22 protein-coding genes are annotated in these 22,090 nt (G+C 37.5%); all 22 read right to left on the bottom strand.

Features of this window, described 5'->3' with window-relative positions; translation table 11 throughout:
• Positions 1-109: 109 nt before the first annotated feature.
• Positions 110-1,255 (bottom strand): acyl-CoA dehydrogenase family protein, encoded by a 1,146-nt coding sequence (locus ABDZ91_RS17570; protein ID WP_343801787.1) that lies wholly within the window; start codon positions 1,253-1,255, stop codon positions 110-112.
• Positions 1,256-1,454: 199 nt separating this feature from the next.
• Entirely contained in the window at positions 1,455-2,585 is a 1,131-nt protein-coding gene (gene rpoD / locus ABDZ91_RS17565; protein ID WP_343801784.1) for an RNA polymerase sigma factor RpoD, read from the bottom strand.
• A 31-nt stretch (positions 2,586-2,616) separates the two neighbouring features.
• A complete protein-coding gene (gene dnaG, locus ABDZ91_RS17560; RefSeq protein ID WP_343801781.1) occupies positions 2,617-4,443 on the bottom strand; it encodes a DNA primase in 1,827 nt (608 codons plus the stop codon).
• Between the two features lie 53 nt (positions 4,444-4,496).
• Entirely contained in the window at positions 4,497-4,982 is a 486-nt protein-coding gene (locus tag ABDZ91_RS17555) for a YaiI/YqxD family protein (RefSeq protein WP_343801779.1), read from the bottom strand.
• A 240-nt stretch (positions 4,983-5,222) separates the two neighbouring features.
• Complete coding sequence (locus ABDZ91_RS17550; RefSeq protein ID WP_343801776.1) at positions 5,223-6,026, bottom strand: pyruvate, water dikinase regulatory protein; 804 nt, start codon at positions 6,024-6,026, stop codon at positions 5,223-5,225.
• Between the two features lie 19 nt (positions 6,027-6,045).
• The gene (gene ccpN / locus ABDZ91_RS17545) at positions 6,046-6,678 is read right to left on the bottom strand and encodes a transcriptional regulator CcpN (protein WP_343801773.1); all 633 of its coding nucleotides are present in this window, start codon (positions 6,676-6,678) and stop codon (positions 6,046-6,048) included.
• A gap of 318 nt (positions 6,679-6,996) precedes the next feature.
• Positions 6,997-9,072, bottom strand: a complete 2,076-nt coding sequence (gene glyS, locus ABDZ91_RS17540) for a glycine--tRNA ligase subunit beta (protein ID WP_343801770.1) — start codon at positions 9,070-9,072, stop codon at positions 6,997-6,999.
• Positions 9,065-9,955 (bottom strand): glycine--tRNA ligase subunit alpha, encoded by an 891-nt coding sequence (gene glyQ, locus ABDZ91_RS17535; protein ID WP_343801767.1) that lies wholly within the window; start codon positions 9,953-9,955, stop codon positions 9,065-9,067. Before glyQ ends, glyS begins: the two co-directional genes overlap by 8 nt.
• A 300-nt stretch (positions 9,956-10,255) precedes the next feature.
• On the bottom strand, positions 10,256-11,017 hold the full coding sequence (recO, locus tag ABDZ91_RS17530; RefSeq protein ID WP_343801763.1) for a DNA repair protein RecO: 762 nt from the start codon (positions 11,015-11,017) through the stop codon (positions 10,256-10,258).
• Positions 11,018-11,090: 73 nt separating this feature from the next.
• The gene (locus tag ABDZ91_RS17525; protein WP_343801760.1) at positions 11,091-11,234 is read right to left on the bottom strand and encodes a YqzL family protein; all 144 of its coding nucleotides are present in this window, start codon (positions 11,232-11,234) and stop codon (positions 11,091-11,093) included.
• A 132-nt stretch (positions 11,235-11,366) separates the two neighbouring features.
• On the bottom strand, positions 11,367-12,278 hold the full coding sequence (gene era, locus ABDZ91_RS17520; protein WP_343801758.1) for a GTPase Era: 912 nt from the start codon (positions 12,276-12,278) through the stop codon (positions 11,367-11,369).
• Positions 12,271-12,669: a cytidine deaminase gene (locus ABDZ91_RS17515; protein ID WP_425541857.1), complete on the bottom strand. Its 399-nt coding sequence runs from the start codon at positions 12,667-12,669 to the stop codon at positions 12,271-12,273. The genes era and ABDZ91_RS17515 overlap by 8 nt, the downstream gene beginning before the upstream one ends.
• 133 nt (positions 12,670-12,802) lie before the next feature.
• Entirely contained in the window at positions 12,803-13,198 is a 396-nt protein-coding gene (locus ABDZ91_RS17510) for a diacylglycerol kinase family protein (RefSeq protein ID WP_343801755.1), read from the bottom strand.
• Entirely contained in the window at positions 13,182-13,649 is a 468-nt protein-coding gene (gene ybeY, locus ABDZ91_RS17505) for an rRNA maturation RNase YbeY (protein WP_343801752.1), read from the bottom strand. Before ybeY ends, ABDZ91_RS17510 begins: the two co-directional genes overlap by 17 nt.
• Entirely contained in the window at positions 13,633-15,864 is a 2,232-nt protein-coding gene (locus tag ABDZ91_RS17500) for an HD family phosphohydrolase (RefSeq protein ID WP_343801750.1), read from the bottom strand. The genes ybeY and ABDZ91_RS17500 overlap by 17 nt, the downstream gene beginning before the upstream one ends.
• A 185-nt stretch (positions 15,865-16,049) precedes the next feature.
• Complete coding sequence (locus ABDZ91_RS17495) at positions 16,050-17,012, bottom strand: PhoH family protein (protein ID WP_343801747.1); 963 nt, start codon at positions 17,010-17,012, stop codon at positions 16,050-16,052.
• Positions 17,013-17,015: 3 nt separating this feature from the next.
• The gene (gene yqfD, locus ABDZ91_RS17490; protein ID WP_343801744.1) at positions 17,016-18,203 is read right to left on the bottom strand and encodes a sporulation protein YqfD; all 1,188 of its coding nucleotides are present in this window, start codon (positions 18,201-18,203) and stop codon (positions 17,016-17,018) included.
• Between the two features lie 14 nt (positions 18,204-18,217).
• Positions 18,218-18,502, bottom strand: a complete 285-nt coding sequence (gene yqfC / locus ABDZ91_RS17485) for a sporulation protein YqfC (RefSeq protein ID WP_343801741.1) — start codon at positions 18,500-18,502, stop codon at positions 18,218-18,220.
• Between the two features lie 164 nt (positions 18,503-18,666).
• A complete protein-coding gene (locus ABDZ91_RS17480) occupies positions 18,667-19,119 on the bottom strand; it encodes a hypothetical protein (RefSeq protein ID WP_343801738.1) in 453 nt (150 codons plus the stop codon).
• A gap of 30 nt (positions 19,120-19,149) precedes the next feature.
• Positions 19,150-20,139: a flotillin-like protein FloA gene (gene floA / locus ABDZ91_RS17475; RefSeq protein ID WP_343801852.1), complete on the bottom strand. Its 990-nt coding sequence runs from the start codon at positions 20,137-20,139 to the stop codon at positions 19,150-19,152.
• Positions 20,140-20,166: 27 nt separating this feature from the next.
• Positions 20,167-21,471, bottom strand: a complete 1,305-nt coding sequence (locus ABDZ91_RS17470) for an NfeD family protein (protein ID WP_343801851.1) — start codon at positions 21,469-21,471, stop codon at positions 20,167-20,169.
• Between the two features lie 170 nt (positions 21,472-21,641).
• On the bottom strand, positions 21,642-22,088 hold the full coding sequence (locus ABDZ91_RS17465; protein WP_343801735.1) for a GatB/YqeY domain-containing protein: 447 nt from the start codon (positions 22,086-22,088) through the stop codon (positions 21,642-21,644).
• Positions 22,089-22,090 lie beyond the last annotated feature (2 nt).

The raw sequence follows: 22,090 nt of genomic DNA, 5'->3' as shown, positions 1-22,090 counted from the left end.
TATTTTACTTGAAAACGTTCTAAAGTGAAAGTGGAATTGACGTTTTCTTTATATTTTCACGAATTTGACAAAAATAAACACGTTCATAGCATATGGGGGATTCCTTCATTTATACATTTTTCAATATTTCTCTCGCGATAACAATACGTTGTACTTCCGAAGTACCTTCCCCGATTTCAAGTAACTTGGCATCCCGCATGTATCTCTCAACATGATAATCTTTCATGTATCCATTTCCGCCATGAATCTGAACAGCCTGACTTGTAACTTCCATACATATTTCCGAAGCATAAAGTTTACACATAGAAGCTTCTTTTGAAAAGGATCTTCCTTGGTCCTTTAACCAAGCAGCTTTATAAACCATATTTCGGGCTAATTCAATTTTCATAGCCATATCCGCAAGCTTGAATTGGATAGCTTGGAATTGAGAAAGTGATCGACCAAATTGTTTCCTTTCACTTGCATAAGCAACTGCTTTCTCATATGCAGCTTGAGCAATTCCAACAGCCATTGCTCCAATTCCGATTCTTCCCCCATCTAAGGTAATTAAAAATTGTCGAAAACCTTCCCCGCGCTTACCTAAAATGTTATCTAATGGAACCCGAACATCCTCCATTACTAATTCTGTCGTATTAGATGAATGTAGCCCCATTTTTTCATAGTTGTCTATAACCTTAAAGCCATCTGCTTTCGTTGGAACGATAATCGCAGTGATTTCTTTGTCACCATTGTGTTCCCCTGTAACTGCTGTTAATGCTAGGTGACTGGCATAGCTAGCATTGGTTATAAAGCATTTACTTCCGTTTATGACCCATTCTCCCTGATCTTCACGAGCTACTGTCTGAGTCCCTCCAGCATCACTACCTGCATTTGCTTCTGTTAAACCAAAGGCTCCCATTGACTCACCCGTACATATTGGAACTAAATACTTTTGTTTTTGATCTTCTGTACCAAACATGTTAATGGGTGCTCCGCCCAATGAGATATGTGCAGAATAAGTAATTCCTGTTGATCCACAGGCTCTACTCAATTCTTCTACTACAATTGCGAAGCTGATAGTATCAGCACCACCCCCACCATATTCTTCGGGAAATGGTAGGCCCATCATTCCTAATTCACCTAATTGTTTCATAATATCTACAGGGAATTCCTTTGTATTATCTCTCTCTAATGCACCTGGTGCTACCTCTTCATCCGCAAATTCTCGTATCATTTTTTGGATCATTTGCTGTTCTTGTGTTAAATCAAAATTCATGTATACCCCTCCCATGTATGCGCTTACAAAATCCATACAACCATTATATGGGTAATTCATTATTTTCACAACATTAAAACGTTTCGTATTATTTAGATATTCCCTTTACAAACTGACAGATAATTCTGTAAAATAAAAGAGAGATAGCACGCTATCTCCCTTAGAAAAGAAAAAAACTTACTCAAAAAAATGAGTAAGTTTATTCAAGGAAATCTTTTAATCGTTTGCTTCTACTTGGATGACGGAGCTTTCTAAGAGCTTTTGCTTCAATTTGTCGAATACGCTCACGAGTAACTCCAAATACCTTCCCAACTTCCTCAAGGGTTCTCGTTCTTCCGTCATCAAGGCCAAAGCGTAATCTTAATACATTTTCCTCACGATCTGTAAGTGTATCTAAAACATCTTCGAGCTGTTCCTTTAATAATTCGTAGGCAGCATGTTCAGATGGAGAAGTGGCCTCTTGGTCTTCAATAAAATCACCTAGATGGGAATCATCTTCTTCACCAATCGGTGTTTCCAATGAGACTGGCTCTTGAGCGATTTTTAAAATTTCTCTTACTTTATCAGGAGTAAGGTCCATATCTTCTGCAATTTCTTCAGGGCTTGGTTCGCGTCCTAGATCTTGTAGTAACTGTCTTTGAACACGAATTAATTTGTTAATGGTCTCCACCATATGAACGGGTATACGAATTGTTCTGGCTTGGTCAGCAATAGCTCGTGTTATAGCCTGACGAATCCACCAGGTTGCATAAGTACTGAACTTAAATCCTTTTCGGTAATCAAATTTTTCAACGGCCTTAATGAGACCCATGTTACCTTCTTGTATTAAGTCTAGGAATAGCATACCGCGTCCTACATAACGTTTTGCAATACTTACAACGAGTCGTAGGTTTGCCTCAGCAAGTCTTCTTTTTGCTTCTTCATCACCTTGCTCAATTCTTTCAGCAAGTTCAATTTCTTCATCTGCAGAAAGTAGGTCTACTCTTCCGATTTCTTTAAGGTACATACGAACAGGATCATTGATTTTAACACCTGGAGGTACACTGAGGTCATTTAAATCAAATTCCTCATCATCATCTTTAACTACAGCTGGACCTGTAGAGTCTGATTCTTCATTATCACCAAGTAATTCTACACCTTGGTCACCCAAAAACTCATAAAATTCATCCATCTGGTCAGAGTCAAGTTCGAAGGTAGATAATTTTTCAGAAATATCCTCGTAAGTTAGGACCCCTCTTTTCTTACCGACTTCGACTAATTTATCTTTTACTTGGTCTAATGTTACTTCATTTTCTACTTCTTCTCTGGAACGCGCTGATTTTTCAGCCAATGCGGCCCCTCCTTCCAACTCATGACAAATACTACAATGTTTTGCGAAGCTGCAATATTTCCATAGCTATGGTTGCGGCTTTCACGTAATCCTTGGCACTTTCTGCTTCCCTTTCTTCTCGCTCTTTTTCTCTTATCATTAACAGTTTCTTATGCTTTAACACCTGCATGATATAATCATTTAACTCTTGTGGTGATATTTCTTCTTGAGTTTCGATTAAGCTTATTTCAGTGACCAGCCTTTTTATGGTTTGATCTTTAACAAAGTCCAAAAATTGACTCACATTTGGAGTATTCCCCTCTTCATAGTATGCAGACAAATAGGTAAAAATGGCTTGATGCTCATCAATATTTAATGTCTGATTTTGAAGAGACCTTTGTACGTCCCAAACCAACTGATCATTTTGTAGCATATAAGCGATTAGCATTCTCTCAGCAGTGACATAAGCAGGGTTTAACCTTTTTTCTTTTTTGCTGTACACTGGAACACTTTCAGGTACAGGTTTTTGATGTTGCTGCTTTTGCTTTATTCTTTTGTTATACTGCGAGGAATATTGATTCTCTTGTTCTTTAAGAGCATCCAATGATAATGAAAAGTCATTGGCAATTTGTCTAAGATAGTGGTCCTTTTCAATGGCACTATTTAGTTTTGAAATTTCTTTAAGTATTTCTTCTATATAGAGAAGCCTTTCTCCTTCATTTGTGAGGTTTTTCCCCCTACGAAAGTAGGAGAGCTTAAATGACATGAAGGTTTGACTTCGATCTATAACTTCACCTTGGAACCTGTCTCCTCCGAATTGACGGATATATTCGTCAGGATCGAGCTTGTTAGGAATGCTAGCAATTCGAACGGAAATAGCATTCGACTCAAGCAGATTTCCAGCCCGATACGCTGCCTCAACTCCTGCATTATCTGCATCGAAACAAAGTAGAACTGTATTTACATTTCTCTTTAAAATGCGAATATGCTCATCAGATAAAGACGTTCCCATTGTTGCTAAAACATGTTTAATGCCTGCATTGTAAGCAGAAATAACATCCGCGTATCCTTCGAAAAGAATACAAGAATCCTTTTTACGAATTTCAGCTCGGGCACGATGGTAGTTGAAAAATAAATTCCCTTTTTTGAATATGGGTGTTTCCGGTGAGTTAATAAACTTTGGTTCATTATCACTTGATTCAATAACCCTTCCAGAAAAGGCTACCGTATTTCCACTATGATCATGAATAGGAAACATGATTCTATCCCTAAATCGATCAAAAGTTTTGTCCCCTTGTGAGCTTCGAACAATGATACCCGATTCCTCTAAAAGAGATGTTGAATATCCTTTTTTTTCAAGGTAATTTTTCACAAAATCCCATGACCCTGGTGCATAGCCTAGCTGGAATGATTGAATTGCCTCTGTTGTTATACCTCTATTTTCAAGGTATGAAAGAGCTTTTTGACCTTCTTTTGTATTTACCAATAAATGATGATAAAATTTATTTAATAACTCATGTAATTCAAAAAGCTTTTGTTCTTTTTCAGAGCGAGGGTTTTTGTTTTCATTCACAGAAGACAAGTTCGGTATCTCTTTTCCAGTTCGTTCAGCAAGTAGTTGAACCACTTCGATAAAAGACAAACCTTCTAAGTCCATTAAAAAAGAAAACACATTCCCGCCGGCACCACAGCCAAAACAACGATAAATTTGTTTATCAGGTGCAACAGAAAAAGAAGGGGTATTTTCTCCGTGAAATGGACAAAGACCAAAGTAATTTCGGCCTTTCTTTTTTAATTGGACATATTCACTAATTACATCTACTATGTCTACCGAGGCCCTAAGGTCATTAATGAGTTCGTCCGATAATCGTTCAGACATGGTTTATCAACTGCCTCTTTGTTACTCTATATTAGGTAGTTCTATAGAAAAACCTAAATTCCTGCAAACTTCGACAAAATCCGTAAAAAATGATGCGAGAAATTTTGTCTATCTTGCTCTGTAAACTTTTTTGGCCCCTTTGTTTTCTCACCGCCACGCCTTGCTTTAAAGGATGCGTATCGAAAAAAAAGAAGTGAATCTAAATCCTCCTCTTGTATTACTTTTCCTCGAGGAGTGATAACGTAAACACATTTAGGTACAATAGATGCAGCCAACCCCATATCATGCGTCACCACAAAATCCCCTTTTTGCGATGCATTCACAATATATAGATCTGCAGATTCCTTTTCAGCATCAACAAACTTCCATTTTTTCTCGTCTGTGCTTTGATGGTAGTGAGCATATGAAGCTACGTATGTAACCTCAAGCCCGTGTTGATTAGCTATGTTTTGTATCTCGTCTTTTACTGGACAAGCATCTGCATTGACAAATACCTTTGGTTTTTCTCGATATGGAATACATTCTACGTTATAATCCATTCTCCTGCTTTCACTCACTTTTTCAATAAATCCTTTTGGCTTTGTCGAATTTTTTTTGTTTTTTCTTCTTGACATCCATCAATAATAAGTTTATTCTTTCTTGCTTGACCTTAAACCTAATATATGATTTTTTTATCACAATTTTTTATTATAGTACAAAGAATCCATTATTTCCATTATTATTTATTGATTCTCAAAAGAAAAAAGACCGCCCATACCCCGGACGATCCCCAAACCTCATTATTTCTTTTGTTGAATTTGATTTAAAATAAGATTCGCTGTTTCTTCAACAGCCTTATTCGTAACATCAATGATCGGACAACCAATCTCCTCAACCACTTTGTTAAAATGCTCAAGTTCACTCTTAATTCTATCCAAATTCGCATAGCTCGCCTTGTCATTAAGTCCTAATGTTTTTAATCTCTCTCGTCTAATCTCGTTTAATTTTTCAGGACTAATCTTCAAGCCAAAGCATCGCTCTTTATCGACATGATACAGCTCTTCAGGTGGATCAATTTCCGGAACTAGCGGAACATTGGCCACCTTTAGACGTTTGTGTGCTAAATACTGTGAAAGAGGGGTTTTAGACGTTCTTGAAACACCGATTAAAACGATATCCGCTTTTAAAAGACCTCTCGGGTCTCTACCATCATCATATTTAACCGCAAACTCAATGGCTTCAACCTTTTTGAAATAGTCATCATCAAGCTTTCGAACAAGCCCCGGTTCAAACAGTGGTGTTTTTCCATATTGTTTTTGGAAGTGGTCCATTAACGGTCCCATTACATCGCAAGCAAAAATACCTTCTTTTTCAGCAGACTCTTTCATGTATGTTCTGATTTCAGGGCGAACCAGAGTAAATACAATCATCCCATTATTCATTTTGGCAAGCTGAATAACTTCATTTATTGTTGATTCATCTTCTACGTAGGGGATTCTTTTCAAGACCACACCAGACCCATTAAATTGGCTTACAGCAGCTTTGGTAACGAGCTCTGCTGTTTCCCCCACAGAATCCGATACAATATAAATAATTGGTACCATATTTTTAAGTTTCCCCCCACTAGTCGTTATTTGCAAGTGCAACAAAGGCTTTTGTGATATTGGTCTTTGTAATTCGCCCAATAACCTCAAAACCATTTTCCGTTTCTTTTATAACCGGCAAAGCATCAATTTGCTTTTCGATGAGACGATAAGCTACGTCTAGTAACGTATCCTCTTTTTGACACCATGTTATATTTGGCATTCTGGTCATAATGATATGAACGGGTACTTGAGTTAACTCTTGCTTACCAATACTGGCTCTGAGTAAATCTTTTCTGGAGAGGACACCCGTTAAAATCGCCTTCTCATCAACAACGAAAAGGGTGCCTACGTCCTCTAAGAACATCGTACAGATTGCATCATAAACCGAAACATTCTCATTCACAACCACTGGGATTGACTGATAATCCTTAACATATAACTTGTGTATGTGGTCAGCTAGTAGTTGTGTGCTTGATTTACCTGTGTAGAAATATCCAACTCTTGGCCTAGCATCTAGGTAACCCGCCATCGTTAAAATGGCCAAATCCGGTCTTAATGTTGCTCGTGTTAGATTTAATTGATCCGCAATATGCTCCCCTGTTATAGGGCCTTGTTCCTTTACAATTTGCAAGATTTGCTCTTGGCGTTTATTAAGCTCGATCGTCCTCACCACCTATGATAAAAGCGCAGACTTTTTTTATGATTGTATAAGACCTTTTTGAAGCTAAAGGAAATATGCCATACTAGTTATTACAAATATTATATACTATTTATCATATTTGGGAAGTATTCTGTTCAAAGACCTACCTCAATTATTGATTTTTTCTTACGCTGTTTTCGCATATATTGTTGCTTTTAGACAATAGTTGATTCTATTAACAAAGGTTGTTGAACTATATGTGCAAGAAACAACAATCTTTACGAAAACAGCCTTTCTTAATTTATAAGCGCTCAGACGTATTTTCTGAGCGCTTTACTTTTGCTTAGATTAAGCCGTTTGTTTCACTTGTAGTTGATTTACATCGGCAAACTTTAAGATAAGTGTTGCTATTTTTTTCATAAGTGATAGACGATTTACACGAACGTTTTCATCGGTACTCATAACCATCGTGTTGTCAAAATAAGGGTCAATGGTATTTTTCAATTCAGAAAGTCGATTGAATCTCTCACTTTCTGACTTTATATCTTCCCATTGTTGATTTATTGAAACAAAGGCATTTAAAAGATTGATTTCATATTCATTTTCAAACAAGGAAGAATCTACATCAACTTCTACTTCTGCTTTCTTTGCGATATTGATAACTCTTGCCAGGCTCTCAATCGTTTCTTTAAAGTTTGTGTCCTCACGTTTTTCATTTAAAATATTGGCTCTTTCAACAATCGTAGGAACTTCTTCTATGCTACCTGCCAATACAGCATCCACTACATCATAACGAATTCCCTGTTCTTGTAAAATAAACTTAATTCTTTGCTTAAAGAAGTTCAAAACCTCATGAACAACATCCACTTTATCACTTTTCTTTACGTTACTAGCTTGAACATTCTCGAAGGATTGCTGTACGAGAGATTCAATGGTTACTGGCCATTGCTTCCCAAGTAATGTCGTCACAATTCCCCATGCCTGTCTTCTTAGTGCGTACGGGTCTTGTGAACCAGATGGGATTAGACCTATGGCAAAACAGGAAACAATCGTATCCATCTTGTCAGCAATGCTTACAATCGACCCTTCTACTGTAGAAGGTATGGAATCTTCAGAATGACGTGGCATATAGTGTTCGTGGATGGCTTTAGCTACTTCAGGCTTTTCTTGGTTAAGAAGAGCATACTTTTCGCCCATATATCCTTGAAGTTCAGGGAATTCATAAACCATATGCGTAACTAAATCGAATTTACAAATTTCTGCTGTACGGGTTACCATTTCTTTTTGACGTTGTTCTAGTTTCAATACGTCTCCTAACCAATTAGAAAGCGCAATGATTCTGTCGACTTTTTCAGCATAAGTTCCAATTTGTTCTTGATAAACAATCTTCTCAAGCTTTTGGTTCCATTCATCCACAGATTTTTTTTGATCTTCTTTAAAGAAGAAATTCGCGTCGGATAAACGTGCTGTTAATACCTTTTCATTTCCTTTTGCAACCTTATCAATATTAACGTGATCACCATTACGAACCGTTACAAAAAACGGTAACAATGTACCTTCCGAGTTCTTTACAGGGAAGTAACGTTGGTGCTCCTTCATTGATGTGATTAAAACTTCATCTGGTAATGCTAAAAATTCTTCATCGAACTTCCCAAATAGAACAGTTGGATATTCAACAAGATTTGTAACTTCCTCTAAAAGATCTTCGTCAATTGGGATTACCCAACCTTCACTTTCCGCGAGTCTTTCTAGTTGAAGTCTAATCGCACTTTTTCTCTCTTGATAGTCCACTAATACAAATTGAGACAACAGTTTTTGTTTATACTCTTCCGGAGTATCAATATCAATTTCCGTTCCAAGAAAGCGATGACCTCTTGAAGTATTACCCGACTTAACGTCTGTGATTTCAAAAGGAATGACTTCTGTATCGAATAAGGCAACTAACCATTTAATAGGTCGGATATATTTTAGGTCATAGCTGCCCCACTTCATATTTTTAGGAAATGACAAGCCAGTTATGACAGATTGAAAATGAGGAAGTAAGTCCTTTGTTTTCTGCCCTTTTTCTTCTTTTTTAACAAAGCAATACTCTACACCGTTTACTTCTTGGAAATAAATGTCCTCAACCGACTTCCCTTGTCCTTTTGAAAAACCAATGGCTGCTTTAGACCAGTTCCCTTCTTGATCCAGAGCAATGTGCTTAGCAGGTCCTTTAGCTTCTTCAATTACATCCTCTTGTGAATCTGCTACACCTTGAATAAAAACGGCTAGTCTTCTTGGTGTCGAATAGGCATTAACTGAGTCAAATTTAATTCTGTTTTCATTTAACCAATTCTTTGTTTTTTCTTTTAACTGATCCATTGAATCTGTTACATATCTTGCTGGCATTTCCTCTAAACCAATTTCGATCAATACATTACTCATCTTTTGCCACCTCCTGTTTTTTCAGAATTGGGAAGCCAAGCTTTTCACGCTCTTCGTAAAACGTTTTAGCCACTTTCCGAGCTAACCCTCTCATTTTTCCAATATATCCTGTTCGCTCCGTTACTGAAATGGCACCTCTCGCATCCAGAATATTAAATACATGTGAACATTTTAAAATATAGTCATATGCAGGGTGAACAAGGCCTTCCTCCATCTGTCTATGTGCTTCTTTTTCATAGGTCTCAAATAATGTGAAAAGCATCTCTTGATTAGATGTTTCAAATGTATATTTGGAGTGCTCATATTCTGGCTGACCGAAAATGTCACGATAGGTAAAGGTATCTGTGAAATTTAAATCAAATACATTATCCTTATCTTGGATATAGGATGCTAATCTCTCTAACCCATATGTGATTTCAACAGAAACAGGATTACACTCTAGTCCTCCAACCTGTTGAAAATAAGTAAACTGAGTGATTTCCATGCCATCTAACCAAACTTCCCAACCTAATCCTGCGCATCCTAGAGAAGGATTTTCCCAGTTATCTTCAACAAATCGAATATCATGTTCTAATGGATCGATACCTAAAGCCTTCAATGAGTCTAAATAAAGTTCTTGAATATTATCTGGGGAAGGCTTCATAATCACCTGAAATTGATGATGTTGATACAATCTATTTGGATTTTCACCATAACGACCATCTGCAGGTCTTCTAGAAGGTTCCACGTAGGCAACATTCCAAGGTTCCGGACCGATTGCACGTAGGAACGTATATGGGCTCATGGTTCCAGCCCCTTTTTCAACATCATATGCCTGCATTAAAATACAGCCTTGATCTGACCAATGTTTTTGAAGCGTAATAATCATATCTTGTACATTCACTTCAAACACCTCCGAATATTTAGTTAAACTTCTCGTGCTAAGGAAAGAAAAAACTCCGTCCCTATGCACGAAGCATAGGGACGGAGTTCATCCGCGGTTCCACCCTATTTGCTGGAATAAGAATCCCAGCCCCTTTATGTATCAATGCTCCAGAACGCCTTCTCTATTGGACTATACCCTAGCTCGCACCATCCTAGGTTCGCTTTTATAGTGATCAATAGGTACTACTCTCTTTCATAGCATCTACTATTTTTGTTACGTTTATCTTAAGGGAAAGTGTAGCGAAAATCAAAAACCTTGTCAACTACCTTCACCTGGATTCCAAACTCGCTTAATTTGGTCCAAGACCCCTTTACTTTTTAAGTATAAACCAGTATAGGTTTCATAATACTGTTCCATTACTAAGTTTAGTTCTTTTTTTGTTGATTCTTTTACATTGATTGAACCAATCTGTTCTAACTTTATACGGCTAAATTGACTTAGTAATTTGGTTGTCGAAGGTGAGATTGGGATGTAGTATGGGTCTATTTCAAAACAACGGTGACAAAGGAACCCATTTTCTCTTACAGAAAATCCAAATTGACCTTGCTTTTCCTTACAATTTACGCACTCATTAAGAGTTGGTTTGAGACCTAATAATGGTAACATCTTGATTTCAAAAAGAACTTTCATAATATCCGGGTCATATTCTTCCTGAAGATAATGTAAGGTTAACACAAGGTCTTCATAAAGCCTTGGATTTGGTTTTCGTTCATCCGTAGCTTTCTCCACTAGTTCTACTATATAGGCTGCATAAGCAGTTAGGACAATATCTTCTCTCAGGTGTCTCATAGATTGAGATGCTTCACCCTGGTGTAATGTACCCAAGCCACGACTCATTTGAATTAGATAGGAGCCAACCGTAAATAGCTGAGTACAACTCGAAAGCTTACTGCTTGGCTTTTTTGCCCCTCTTGCCATAACACCGATTTTTCCCCACTCCCTAGTAAACAGGGTCACGATTTTATTCGTCTCTCCATACGGTGTTGTTCTAATAACGATTCCCTCTCCCTGATTAAACATCCTCTCCCTCCTTATCTAAAATACGAAATAAGCCGACCCATAACGGCCGGCTCAACACACAAGGGGTAATATCTTACATCACGGGAAAATCTATTTCTGCTAGTTCTTCTTCTTGATCCTCTGGAGATGAATGGGATTTCTTTTCTAGTTCTTTGTAAAGGAGATAAGTGTCAATACTACCTGTTTCAGAAAATACTTTCCAGGTAAAATCTAACATAAAATACCCACCTTTCGATTTGTGAAACTAGCTTTTTTTAATTCCCTGTAACTTAATTATAGCTTGACCAAGTCTTAGTAAAAAATGTGACGTAAATTTTGCTAAATGAAGAATAGCCTGCCGTACTTTAAGTTAATATTCATCATCACGGAACCCAAAGTCTTTTAAGTGGAATGCCTTGTTACGCCAATCTTTTTGAACCTTTACCCATAGCTCAAGAAACACTTGTGTTCCTAGTAAGTTTTCAATATCAACTCTCGCTCGCTTCCCAATTTCTTTTAACATCGAGCCTCTTTTACCGATGATGATTCCTTTTTGAGAGTCCCTCTCAACTACAATAGTAGCCATCACATGGATAATGTCTTTTTCAGAATCCTCTCTCGAAATCTTATCAATGGCAACGGCTAGGGAGTGAGGAATTTCTTCTCGCGTTAAATGCAACGCCTTTTCACGAATTAACTCGGAAATAATAAATCGCTCTGGATGATCCGTTACTTGATCAGCTGGATAGTATTGTGGGCCCTCAGGTAGTCTTTCTTTAATAACATCTAAAAGCTTCTCAACATTATTTCCCTCAAGAGCAGAGATTGGGATAATCTCAGCAAAATTAAAGCGCTTTTGATAGGATTCAATATACGCTAACAGTTCGTCTGGATGAACCTGATCAATTTTGTTTACTATTAAAAAAACTGGAGTTTTTAAACCTTTGAGCTTTTCTAAAATCAATTGTTCACCTTTTCCAAAGCCCTCTTGGACATTAACCATGAATAAAACTAGGTCAACTTCCCTCAAAGCATTTGTAGCAACCTTCATCATAAAATCCCCAAGCTTATGCTTAGGAACATGAATTCCAGGAGTATCGATAAAAATCATTTGTGCATCAGACAAGGTTAATACACCTTGCACTTTATTTCTAGTAGTTTGAGGCTTATCACTCATGATTGCAATTTTTTGCCCGATTACCCTATTAAGGAAAGTAGATTTTCCAACATTAGGTCTCCCAATAATAGAGATAAAGCCTGAACGATACCCTTTATTATTCATTTAAATCACTCGGTGAAAACGCACCTGGTAATAATTCTTCAACAGAAAGTTCTGTAATATCACCATGGAGGTTTGTTAAGATTATTTTCATGTCTTTCGGGCAAAGCTCAGAAATAACTTGACGACACGCTCCACAAGGCGGAACTGGTCTTTTTGTATCTGCAACAACTACTAACGTTTTAAAATGTGTAACACCTTCAGAATAAGCCTTAAAGAGGGCTGTTCTTTCTGCACAGTTCGTCATACTGTAGGCAGCGTTTTCAATATTGCATCCATGAAAAACAGTCCCGTCATCAGACAAAAGTGCTGCGCCAACTTGAAACTTTGAGTATGGTACGTATGCTTTTTCCATCGCTTTTTTTGCTTCTGTAATTAAGTTCTTTGTATCCAAAAATTGTACTTCCTTTCGAAAATAAATATCGTCCTCAAATTCTACATGAATGATTAAAGGATTTCAAAATATAGTTCTGTTTTTTTATCTCTGTCTGATAGGCTTATTTATCATATTGTATGAATTTTAACAATTAGAAGTGAAAGATAAGCAAACTCCATATCTTGGGAACAAAGATAATAATCCCCACCAAAACAGAATACATGGCAAACAATAATACTGCACCACTTGCCATATCTTTAGCTACTTTCGCCAACGGGTCGTACTCATTTGTAACTAAATCCACAACTCTTTCAATTGCTGAATTTATCATTTCAAAAGTGAGAACCCCAAATATGGCAGAAAGAACAAAAAGCCATTCAACGTTGGATAATGATAAAAATAAACCTAAACTTACAACCACCACCGTTGAAACAATATGAAAGCGGAAGTTTTTTTCTTCTTTAAAAACAGTAATAATTCCAGATAGGGCTACCTGAAAAGACTTTAGAAAAGTGGCATTACGGAACTTTCTATCGTTTGAGACCATAGCTCTCTAATATGCTTTCCTGTTTCGAAAACATTTCTTTTTCCTCTTCTTCTTCCTCATGATCGTAACCAAGAAGGTGGAGCAAACCATGAACAGCTAGGAATCCCAGTTCTCTTTGGTATGAGTGGCCATATTCTTCAGCTTGTTCCTTTGCCTTGTCCACTGAGATAATAATATCACCCAACACCCTAGTCTCAGGTGCGCCCATAATTGGTATATCTTCGTCACCTTCTTCAAGGGCAAACGAGATAACATCTGTCGGCTGATCTTTTCCTCTATATTCCTTATTTATCTCTTGGATTTTTTCATTCGAAACAAACGTAACAGAAATTTCACAGTCATCCTGAATGTCTTCTGCTTTTAACCCTAATACTAAGAGTTCTCTAACTAGTTTTTCATCATCTTCTTGAACAGAATTGGTTTCATCTAAAAAATCAATTTCTAGATTCATTTTCTTCCACCTTTTGTAATTTTTTTATGTCTGGATATTCAATCCGAGAATGAAAGATCCCATTCAATGTTTCACATAATGTATGGGCCACGGTATCAAGTTCTTTCAACGTTATATCGCAATCATTCAACTGTCCATCTTGCAAACGGTCTTTGATAATCCCTTTTACGACTGCTCTAATTTCATCTGGAGTCGGATTATTCTTGGAGCGAACGGCAGCTTCTACACTATCGGAAATGTTAATAATGGCTGCTTCCTTTGAAGTTGGACGTGGTCCAGGGTATCTAAATTCTTCCTCTGTTACTTCTTCTCCATTTTCTTTTGCCTTGTGGTAGAAGAACTTCAAAAGTGTTGTACCGTGGTGCTGTTCAGCAACATCAATAATCTCCTTCGGTAGTTTCGCTTTCTTTAACATCTTAACTCCATCTGTTACATGCGAGATAATGATATTCTTGCTCGCAATAGGAGAAATTTGGTCATGAGGATTTTCTATATTGATTTGATTTTCTATAAAGAACTTTGGTCTATTGGTTTTACCTATGTCATGGTAATAGCATGCTACTCTTGCTAGAAGTCCATTCGCACCAATTGATTCACAAGCTGACTCAGCAAGATTTGCAACCATTACACTATGATGATAAGTCCCCGGTGCTTCTGTTAATATTTTACGAAGCAACGGATGATTTGGGTTTGATAATTCAATTAGTTTCATACTAGATAAAATATTAAACCCGGCTTCAAAGAAAGGTAGTAAACCGATTGTAAATACGGATGCAACTACACCTGAAACAATCCCCATTAAGGCATCATAACTAAATTCCAGACTCGGGAATGGGCTATTTCTGATTAAATAGAAACTTAAGATAATCAATAAATTTAAAATCGACACCAGTAATCCAGACTGCAATATTCTTGAACGATGATTTTGACTGGATAAGAACAGCATTCCAGCAATCCCGCTAAAAAGAATATAGATTCCAATATCAATGTTTATTGCCCCTGATACATCTCTGTTAAAGATGATAGTAGAAACAATGGCTAGCATAATGGTATTTATTATTGCAAGCCGATCATGTATTAGTATTTTAATTAACATTGCACTCATAGCTGCTGGGAAAACATAGCCTATATTTGTGGATACAGCAGGCTGTAACAAACTAACCAACTTCATAAAGACCAGGGAAATAACAAACACCAAACTGAATATTAACAGATTCGTGTGTTTACGGTCCTCTTGACCATTTAGATCTTTAAAATAAAGGTACAACCCACCAACCAATAAAACTACTAGCACTACTAATCCTATGAATGGTTTAATTTCATCCTCATTGTTAAGTAAACCAACCAATTCTAGTTGACGGTAAACTTCTGCTGTAATAATGCCTCCTTCTTCAACGATTACTTCTCCTTGGAGAATTTTTACAGGTTCAACACTTTCTACAGCTTCCTTTTTTAATTGTTCGGTTTTTTCTAAGCTGAAAATTTCATTTTGAATAACCCCAAGTCTTCCTAAGGCAATGGACGCGTCTTTCAAGGCTGTTGGAAGTGGAGCATATTTTAATTGCTGTTCTACTTCTTTTTTTGCGTTTTCAACTTGATTAGCCGGAATCCGATTACTCATCACATTGTTAACCGCCGTGATTGTTAAATCTTTTGCATTATCTAATTGAGCTGGAGTTGCATTAAGCAATGTACCTAGAATATTGTCTGTTAACTCTGAAGTAACATCACTCGGAAGATTTGATTTGAAGCGTTCCACTTTCTCGGATAAACTTGGTTCCTCAATAGTCTCCTCTTGTGCACTCGTTACATCATCGGTTTCTTCATCTGATTCTTTTTCTTCTTCAAGTTGTCTCTTTGCCTTTTCTAGTTCCTGTTGTATTTCCTTATTGACTTCTTCTGCTAACTCAAAAATACTCCTTACTAAGAGAACCCGATTCTCAGAGTACTCACTTTTTAATTCATATACATCCTGCACCTGAGATCGAGCTTGTTCCTTCCTTTTATCTGTTAATTCTTTATCCTCCACCTGGATTGGGGCACGTATCGTGTGTGGTGCCGATTGTAACAGGGAAACCTCTAATCTTTCTGGTTTCACATTATCAAACATCACGGCAAATAATACGAGGCCTAAGAGTATGTATAAAAGGGCACGTACAAATGTATTTCCAAGGGAATGTTTTATTTTCGCCAAAAATATTTGTAAACTTTCCATATCATTAGTCCCTCCAATTTCTATGAAGGCTTATACGTGGATGACTTATGTAAAATGATAGCAGTTTTCCCAAGAACTTTCACCTTTATTTTCAAAATAATAAGGCTTCCGACCCTCAACATTACATTATCTGGAAGTGCGGTGGATTTTCGGTTAAAAAAAGCTAGTCACCAAAGTGACTAGCTCTAAAGGTTATTTTTTTCGTATGCATCAATGATTTTTCTAACTAATGGATGTCTAACTACATCTGACTGCTCGAGGATAACAAATGATATACCTGGTACCCCATTGAGAATTGACTCAGCGATACTCAGGCCAGACTTTACTCCTTTAGGTAAATCAATTTGAGATCTGTCTCCTGTTATGATCATTTTAGAGCCAAAGCCAAGTCGAGTTAGAAACATTTTCATCTGTGCAGCTGTGGTATTTTGCGCTTCATCTAAAATAACATACGCATCATCCAAAGTCCTTCCGCGCATGTACGCTAAAGGGGCAATTTCAATGGTGCCTCTTTCCATTAGTCTAGCTGTATGTTCAGCTCCTAATACATCATGTAGGGCATCATACAATGGACGTAGATATGGATCTACCTTTTCTTTTAAATCACCGGGTAAAAACCCTAATGATTCACCAGCTTCAACTGCAGGGCGAGTTAAAATCAGCTTCTTAACATACCCGTTCTTTAATGCTGTAACGGCCATTACAACAGCTAGGTATGTTTTACCCGTTCCAGCTGGGCCAATCCCGAATATTAAGTCATTCTTTCTGATTGCCTGGATGTATTGTTTCTGCCCAAGCGTTTTAACTCGGATTGCCTTCCCTTTAACATTACGAGCAATTTCTTCAGAATATAGATCCAGTAAATCTGCAATATTCCCATTTAAGGCTAATTGTGATGCATACATACAATCACGCGGCCCAATAGTTATGCCACGCCGAATAAGTTGGAGTAATTCTGATAACACGTCTGAGAGCATTTCTACTTTCTCATCCGATCCATTTACCAGAACACCTTCTCCCCTACTTACAATGGAAACCCCTAATTGTTCCTCAAATATTTTTAAGTGAGTATCTTCTATACCAAATAAAGCGGATGCTTCCTCTGGTCCTTCTAGTTGAATTGATATCGGTTTTAAAGCTTCTGACATTCGTTAGTCTCCTTGAATTATCGGTTGTCCCTTCGCGATGTCTTCATGAACTGTGAAGTGAATGGTTATTTTTACTTTACCATTCTCCACTTCTTTGTGTAAAATATTTTCTTTTACTATTTTGGCTTCTTCACCGAGTTTTGATAACAGGTCTTTTTTTGCAATTTCAATACCCGCTGCAACAGCTTCTTCTTGGTTCAACTCATGCTTAGCTTTTTCCACTTCGTGTATATTTATTTCCTTATATCGAATGGGCAATTCCCATCTTAGAAATTTAAAAGGGTGAGTTGTTAAATCTTGATCATATTCTTCAAATTTGGGTTTTCCATAACCCCAGATTGGTACGTCCCAATTCCAAAATTGAAGATAGTGTTTATTCTTTTCATTGCCTGTTAAAACGGATAGTTCTTTTTTCAAAGGAATTGAAACCTCTGACTTGTACCAAGTTTCTGCAATAATTTCTCCCTTAGAGGCAATATAACTATAACGATCCTCTACACCTATTTCTCCAGAAACTAATTGCTGTCCTTTCTTTACATAATCGTTAATAGCAACCATGGGTTGTCCTTCTTGAACATACATCTTTACAATGATCCCTTTTTTCGTAGCCACTAGGTGTTGCGGGCCCGTTTCTTTTTCAGGTTTTGGCTGATTTTTTTCAACAACCTGTAGCTTATACACTGTTCCTTCCACCTTTACTCCTACCCATGTAATTGCAGGAATGTTATTAGTTAAGGTACGTTGAATCTCTTCAGCAGAGTCGGTAAGAAGTTGCAAGCTACCTATTTGGACTCCTAGCTTGTCCAACTCCTTCCAAATTCTTTCCTCTGTTTTCGGTTCAGCTCCTTCTATTTCTATTCCCCAAATCATATTCGACAAAATAAAAATAAGTACAAAGAAAGTAGCAATTCCAGCCAAAAAACCCCCATTGTATAGAAGCCTTTTTATGTAGAAAGGAAAGCCATGCTTGTCTATAAATGAAGCAGAACATCCACTCTTCCTGATAGCCCTTCGGAAGTGGTGGACTTTATTCAAGGATAGTTTAAATGTGATGGAGTTTTCATCTAACCGGCGAACCTCCCAAATGTAAAGTCCTTGTCTTGATAAACGATTCAGGAAGCGCTCTAATCCTTTTCCTGTTACTTTTACAGTGACTGATCCAGTAAAAAAATAAACCCATTGATTCTTCATATTTCTCCTCCCCATCAGAGATCTAAAAATGTCACCTCGTCGATTTGCCCTTCCAATAAAATTTCTTCTGGCAAAATCGTTTTTATTACAAATCCTTTTCCCTTAATAACTAGCTGTCCCTGTTTTAATAAAATTCGGAGCTCATGATCCGCAAAAGAAAGGAGCCCCCTATGATTCTCTATGTAAATATGAAGCTGGCCAATCATCGTTATTCGGGGAAGGTCCATCATGACATCCTTAGGTAATTCCATCTTTGTTGTTACAAGATTCCTTAGTACATTCTTGATTTTTTTCGCCATGCAGCAACCCCCTTTCATCTCATATGTATGATTTAAACGGGGTGATTAGCACCTAATTTATGATGCTTATAAAGGTTGGTGAGTTGAAAATCGGGGCTGTGCCAAACTCATCCTCGATTTTTGTCAAAAAAAAAATGGTCGTTCCATAGGAACAACCACTTTTATTAAATATTACTTTTACGTTTTGATTTTGGTGGAGATAAGACCTCTGCCCAAATAAATCCTTGTAATATGCTCTTGGGATTTTGGTCCAACATCTGTTTCGGTTTTGTAATATCGCTATTTTCAATAGCCCCCATCGTAATAGGGTTATCCATTACCTTTGACCTTTTCTTAGCCTGTTCTGCCCTTTCTGCTCGTTGCAGCAATTCATTGGTGTCAGAAGCCTCTGCTTTAAAAGTCTCCACCGTTTCTACAGGAGCATTATACGTTTCCATTCTTCTCGTTTCTGAAACAGGAGATGCTGAATTCCTGCCAGATGTCGTTCTTTTGGGTGGGGTTCTTTCATGTTGTTGTTGCTGGGGGGCTTTCATCTTTGAAAATACGGACGAAAGAATCCCTAGAATAACAACTATTATAAATGGATTATCCATTAACATTTCAATAATGTTTGACAAAGGAGTTACCTCCTTTCTTTAAAAATTCTATTATTTCTTATCGTCCTTTTGTTCACCTGTCATTTTACCAATTGAATCTCTCATATCAGTATCTGCAGTGATATTTCTCAGGTTTAAATAATCCATAACTCCTAAGTTTCCAGAACGTAGAGCTTCAGACATCGCAAGAGGAACTTGTGCTTCTGCTTCTACTACTTTTGCCTTCATCTCTTCTACACGAGCCTTCATTTCTTGTTCTTGTGCTACGGCCATTGCACGGCGTTCTTCAGCCTTAGCTTGAGCAATGTTCTTATCCGCTTCAGCTTGGTCAGTTTGAAGAATCGCACCAATGTTTTTACCGATATCAACATCCGCAATATCAATGGATAGGATTTCAAAAGCAGTACCAGAGTCTAAGCCTTTTGATAAGACTGTTCTTGAAATAAGATCTGGGTTTTCTAACACTTTTTTATGGCTTTCAGAAGAACCAATCGTACTTACAATTCCTTCACCGACACGGGCGATTACAGTATCTTCTCCTGCTCCCCCGACTAATCGTTCAATGTTCGCTCTAACTGTAATACGAGCTTTTGCTTTTACCTCAATACCATCCATCGCCACACCAGCAATAAATGGGGTTTCGATGACTTTTGGATTTACACTCATTTGTACAGCTTCTAATACATCACGACCAGCTAGGTCAATAGCAGCACATCGTTCAAAAGTTAGTTCAATATTCGCTCTTTGAGCAGCAATCAATGCGTTTACAACTCGGTCAACATTACCTCCAGCTAAGTAGTGACTCTCCAGCTGGTTCGTGTTTACATCAAGGCCTGCTTTGGAAGCCTTAATTAAAGGATTAATCACTCGATTTGGAATAACTCGACGTAATCTCATTCCGATTAAGGTAAAGATACCAATTCTTACACCAGCCGCTAGTGCAGAAATCCACAGCATAACTGGAACAAATGTAAATAAGACAGCTAAAACAATAATACCTAGTACAATGGCTAATAGTACAAACAATGTTGAAGCATCAATAGGCATTTAAAAATCCTCCTCTATATGTTAATTCTTTTCTAAACTAGTTATTTCTCTTACTACAATTCGGGAACCTTCAGCAAACACAATTTTCACCTTAGCTCCTTTATCGATGTAGCCACCTTCTGAAACAGCGTCGATACGTTCATCCCCGACAACAATTGTTCCAGATGGACGGAAAGATGTTAAGGCAACTCCTGTGACACCAATTAGCTCTAAACGACTTTTATTGGATATATATCCTTTTTCAGTGCTAGTGGCATCTTTTAAAACTAATTTATTAAACACTTGAATTCTTTTACCAAATACCTTACTTAAAACAATTCCTGCAATGATGGCAATCCCCGTTGCAGCTAAAATGTACATCCCCATTTGCGTCACACTCTCTCCCGCAATTAATATACTCCAAAGCACGGCAATCAATCCAATGATTCCCACTACTCCGCCCGGGAGGACAAACTCTAGCAGAATGAGACCAATTCCTATTAGGAATAGGATGAGTGATTCATACCCCGCAAGTCCAGCGACTAGATGTCCGTAAAAGAAGAGTAATAGGGATGCTAGCCCCATCGTTCCTGGAATTCCAAAACCAGGAGAGTATAGCTCAACTACTAACCCAATACTTCCGATAGATAATAGAATCGGAACAACTATAGGATTCGTTAAAAACCGTGCTAATTGCTCAAAGAAACTAAGCTCTAATTGCCTTACTTCAACGCCCTCTAATCCAATCTCTTTTAATACTTCGTCAAGATTGCTCGCAATTCCTTCTGCATATTTAACCTTTACGGCTTGTTCAGCAGTCAGCGTTAACAGTTCATCGTCATCCACCAGACCAGGAATTTCGATTGTATGATCGGCCATCGCTTTTGCATACAGTGGATCTCTATTACTATGTTTCGCAGCATTTTCCATTTCTGCTAACCAGTATGATTGGGCCTTCTTATCAGCAGCATTACCGTTTTGTTCAATAATCGCAGCTGATCCCATCGTTGAATTTGGAGACATATAAATCTGATCTGCATACAAAGAGATGTAAGCACCTGCTGACAGTGCACGGTTATTTACAAAAGCTATCGTTTCGACCTCTGAATGAGCAAATAAGTTACCAATATTACTTGCAGCATCCACAACCCCACCTGGAGTGTTTATATCAAAAATAATAGCTTTTGCCCCTTCTTCTTCAGCAGTTGTAATCGCTCTCTTTAAAAAAGCATACAGACCTTTTTCAACAGTCTCCTCAAGGGGCACTACATAAACAAAATCTTGATTTGCCTTCACCATTGAGCCAATGCCTGTCAAAGCAGTTATAAAAATCAAAAACGAAATCATAGCAAGACGGAATTTTTTCAATTGGCTCCCCCCTTCTTATTTAGCTAGTTTATATACGTTTACATGGGATATTGGTTTCAAAAAATAATAATATTTTATGTAAAAAAATTTTTAGTATCCCTTTGTTTATGTTAAAAAAGACTGTAGTCCTAAGACTACAGTCTTTTTATTTAAGATAACTTTTGCAGAACCAGCTTATTCACGAGTGAGCCATCAGCTTTTCCTTTAACTTTAGGAATAACCGCTCCCATTACTTTGCCCATCTCGGCTTTAGAAGTTGCACCTAAGCTTTCAATGACTTCGTCAATGATTGCTCCGAGCTCTTCTTCAGAAAGCTGTTCAGGTAGATATTCTTCAACAAACTGAAGTTCTGTTTGAATTTTTTCAACTAAGTCGTCTCTTCCTGCTTTATCAAACTCATGGAGGGAGTCTTTTCGCTGTTTGACTTCGCGAGAAAGGACAGTTAGCTCCTCTTCCTCGGAAAGCTCAGATTTCCCAACCTTAATAGCCTCATTTTGAAGTGAAGCTTTGAGCATCCTAATAACAGAGAGCTTTTCTTTTTCTTTGTTTCTCATAGCTTGTTTCATATCATCATTCAGTCGCTGAACAAGACTCATAC

This window comes from Bacillus carboniphilus (assembly GCF_039522365.1).
GTDB lineage: Bacteria > Bacillota > Bacilli > Bacillales > JC228 > Bacillus_BF > Bacillus_BF carboniphilus.
The sequence above is the reverse complement of the archived record's forward strand: the minus strand, read 5'-3'. Positions and strand labels throughout refer to the sequence as shown.

Excerpts from the sequence above, each read along its gene's own strand:
- glyS (WP_343801770.1), bottom strand. The coding sequence starts at position 9,072 with ATGAGTAATGTATTGATCGAAATTGGTTTAGAGGAAATGCCAGCAAGA.
- yqfC (WP_343801741.1), bottom strand. The coding sequence starts at position 18,502 with ATGGCGAAAAAAATCAAGAATGTACTAAGGAATCTTGTAACAACAAAG.
- ABDZ91_RS17525 (WP_343801760.1), bottom strand. The coding sequence starts at position 11,234 with ATGTTAGATTTTACCTGGAAAGTATTTTCTGAAACAGGTAGTATTGAC.
- ABDZ91_RS17465 (WP_343801735.1), bottom strand. The coding sequence starts at position 22,088 with ATGAGTCTTGTTCAGCGACTGAATGATGATATGAAACAAGCTATGAGA.
- dnaG (WP_343801781.1), bottom strand. The coding sequence starts at position 4,443 with ATGTCTGAACGATTATCGGACGAACTCATTAATGACCTTAGGGCCTCG.
- ABDZ91_RS17470 (WP_343801851.1), bottom strand. The coding sequence starts at position 21,471 with ATGATTTCGTTTTTGATTTTTATAACTGCTTTGACAGGCATTGGCTCA.
- ABDZ91_RS17555 (WP_343801779.1), bottom strand. The coding sequence starts at position 4,982 with ATGGATTATAACGTAGAATGTATTCCATATCGAGAAAAACCAAAGGTA.
- recO (WP_343801763.1), bottom strand. The coding sequence starts at position 11,017 with ATGTTTAATCAGGGAGAGGGAATCGTTATTAGAACAACACCGTATGGA.
- ybeY (WP_343801752.1), bottom strand. The coding sequence starts at position 13,649 with ATGAATCTAGAAATTGATTTTTTAGATGAAACCAATTCTGTTCAAGAA.
- ABDZ91_RS17550 (WP_343801776.1), bottom strand. The coding sequence starts at position 6,026 with ATGGTACCAATTATTTATATTGTATCGGATTCTGTGGGGGAAACAGCA.
- ABDZ91_RS17570 (WP_343801787.1), bottom strand. The coding sequence starts at position 1,255 with ATGAATTTTGATTTAACACAAGAACAGCAAATGATCCAAAAAATGATA.
- ABDZ91_RS17510 (WP_343801755.1), bottom strand. The coding sequence starts at position 13,198 with ATGGTCTCAAACGATAGAAAGTTCCGTAATGCCACTTTTCTAAAGTCT.
- yqfD (WP_343801744.1), bottom strand. The coding sequence starts at position 18,203 with ATGAAGAATCAATGGGTTTATTTTTTTACTGGATCAGTCACTGTAAAA.
- ABDZ91_RS17500 (WP_343801750.1), bottom strand. The coding sequence starts at position 15,864 with ATGGAAAGTTTACAAATATTTTTGGCGAAAATAAAACATTCCCTTGGA.
- ABDZ91_RS17495 (WP_343801747.1), bottom strand. The coding sequence starts at position 17,012 with ATGTCAGAAGCTTTAAAACCGATATCAATTCAACTAGAAGGACCAGAG.
- era (WP_343801758.1), bottom strand. The coding sequence starts at position 12,278 with ATGAATAATAAAGGGTATCGTTCAGGCTTTATCTCTATTATTGGGAGA.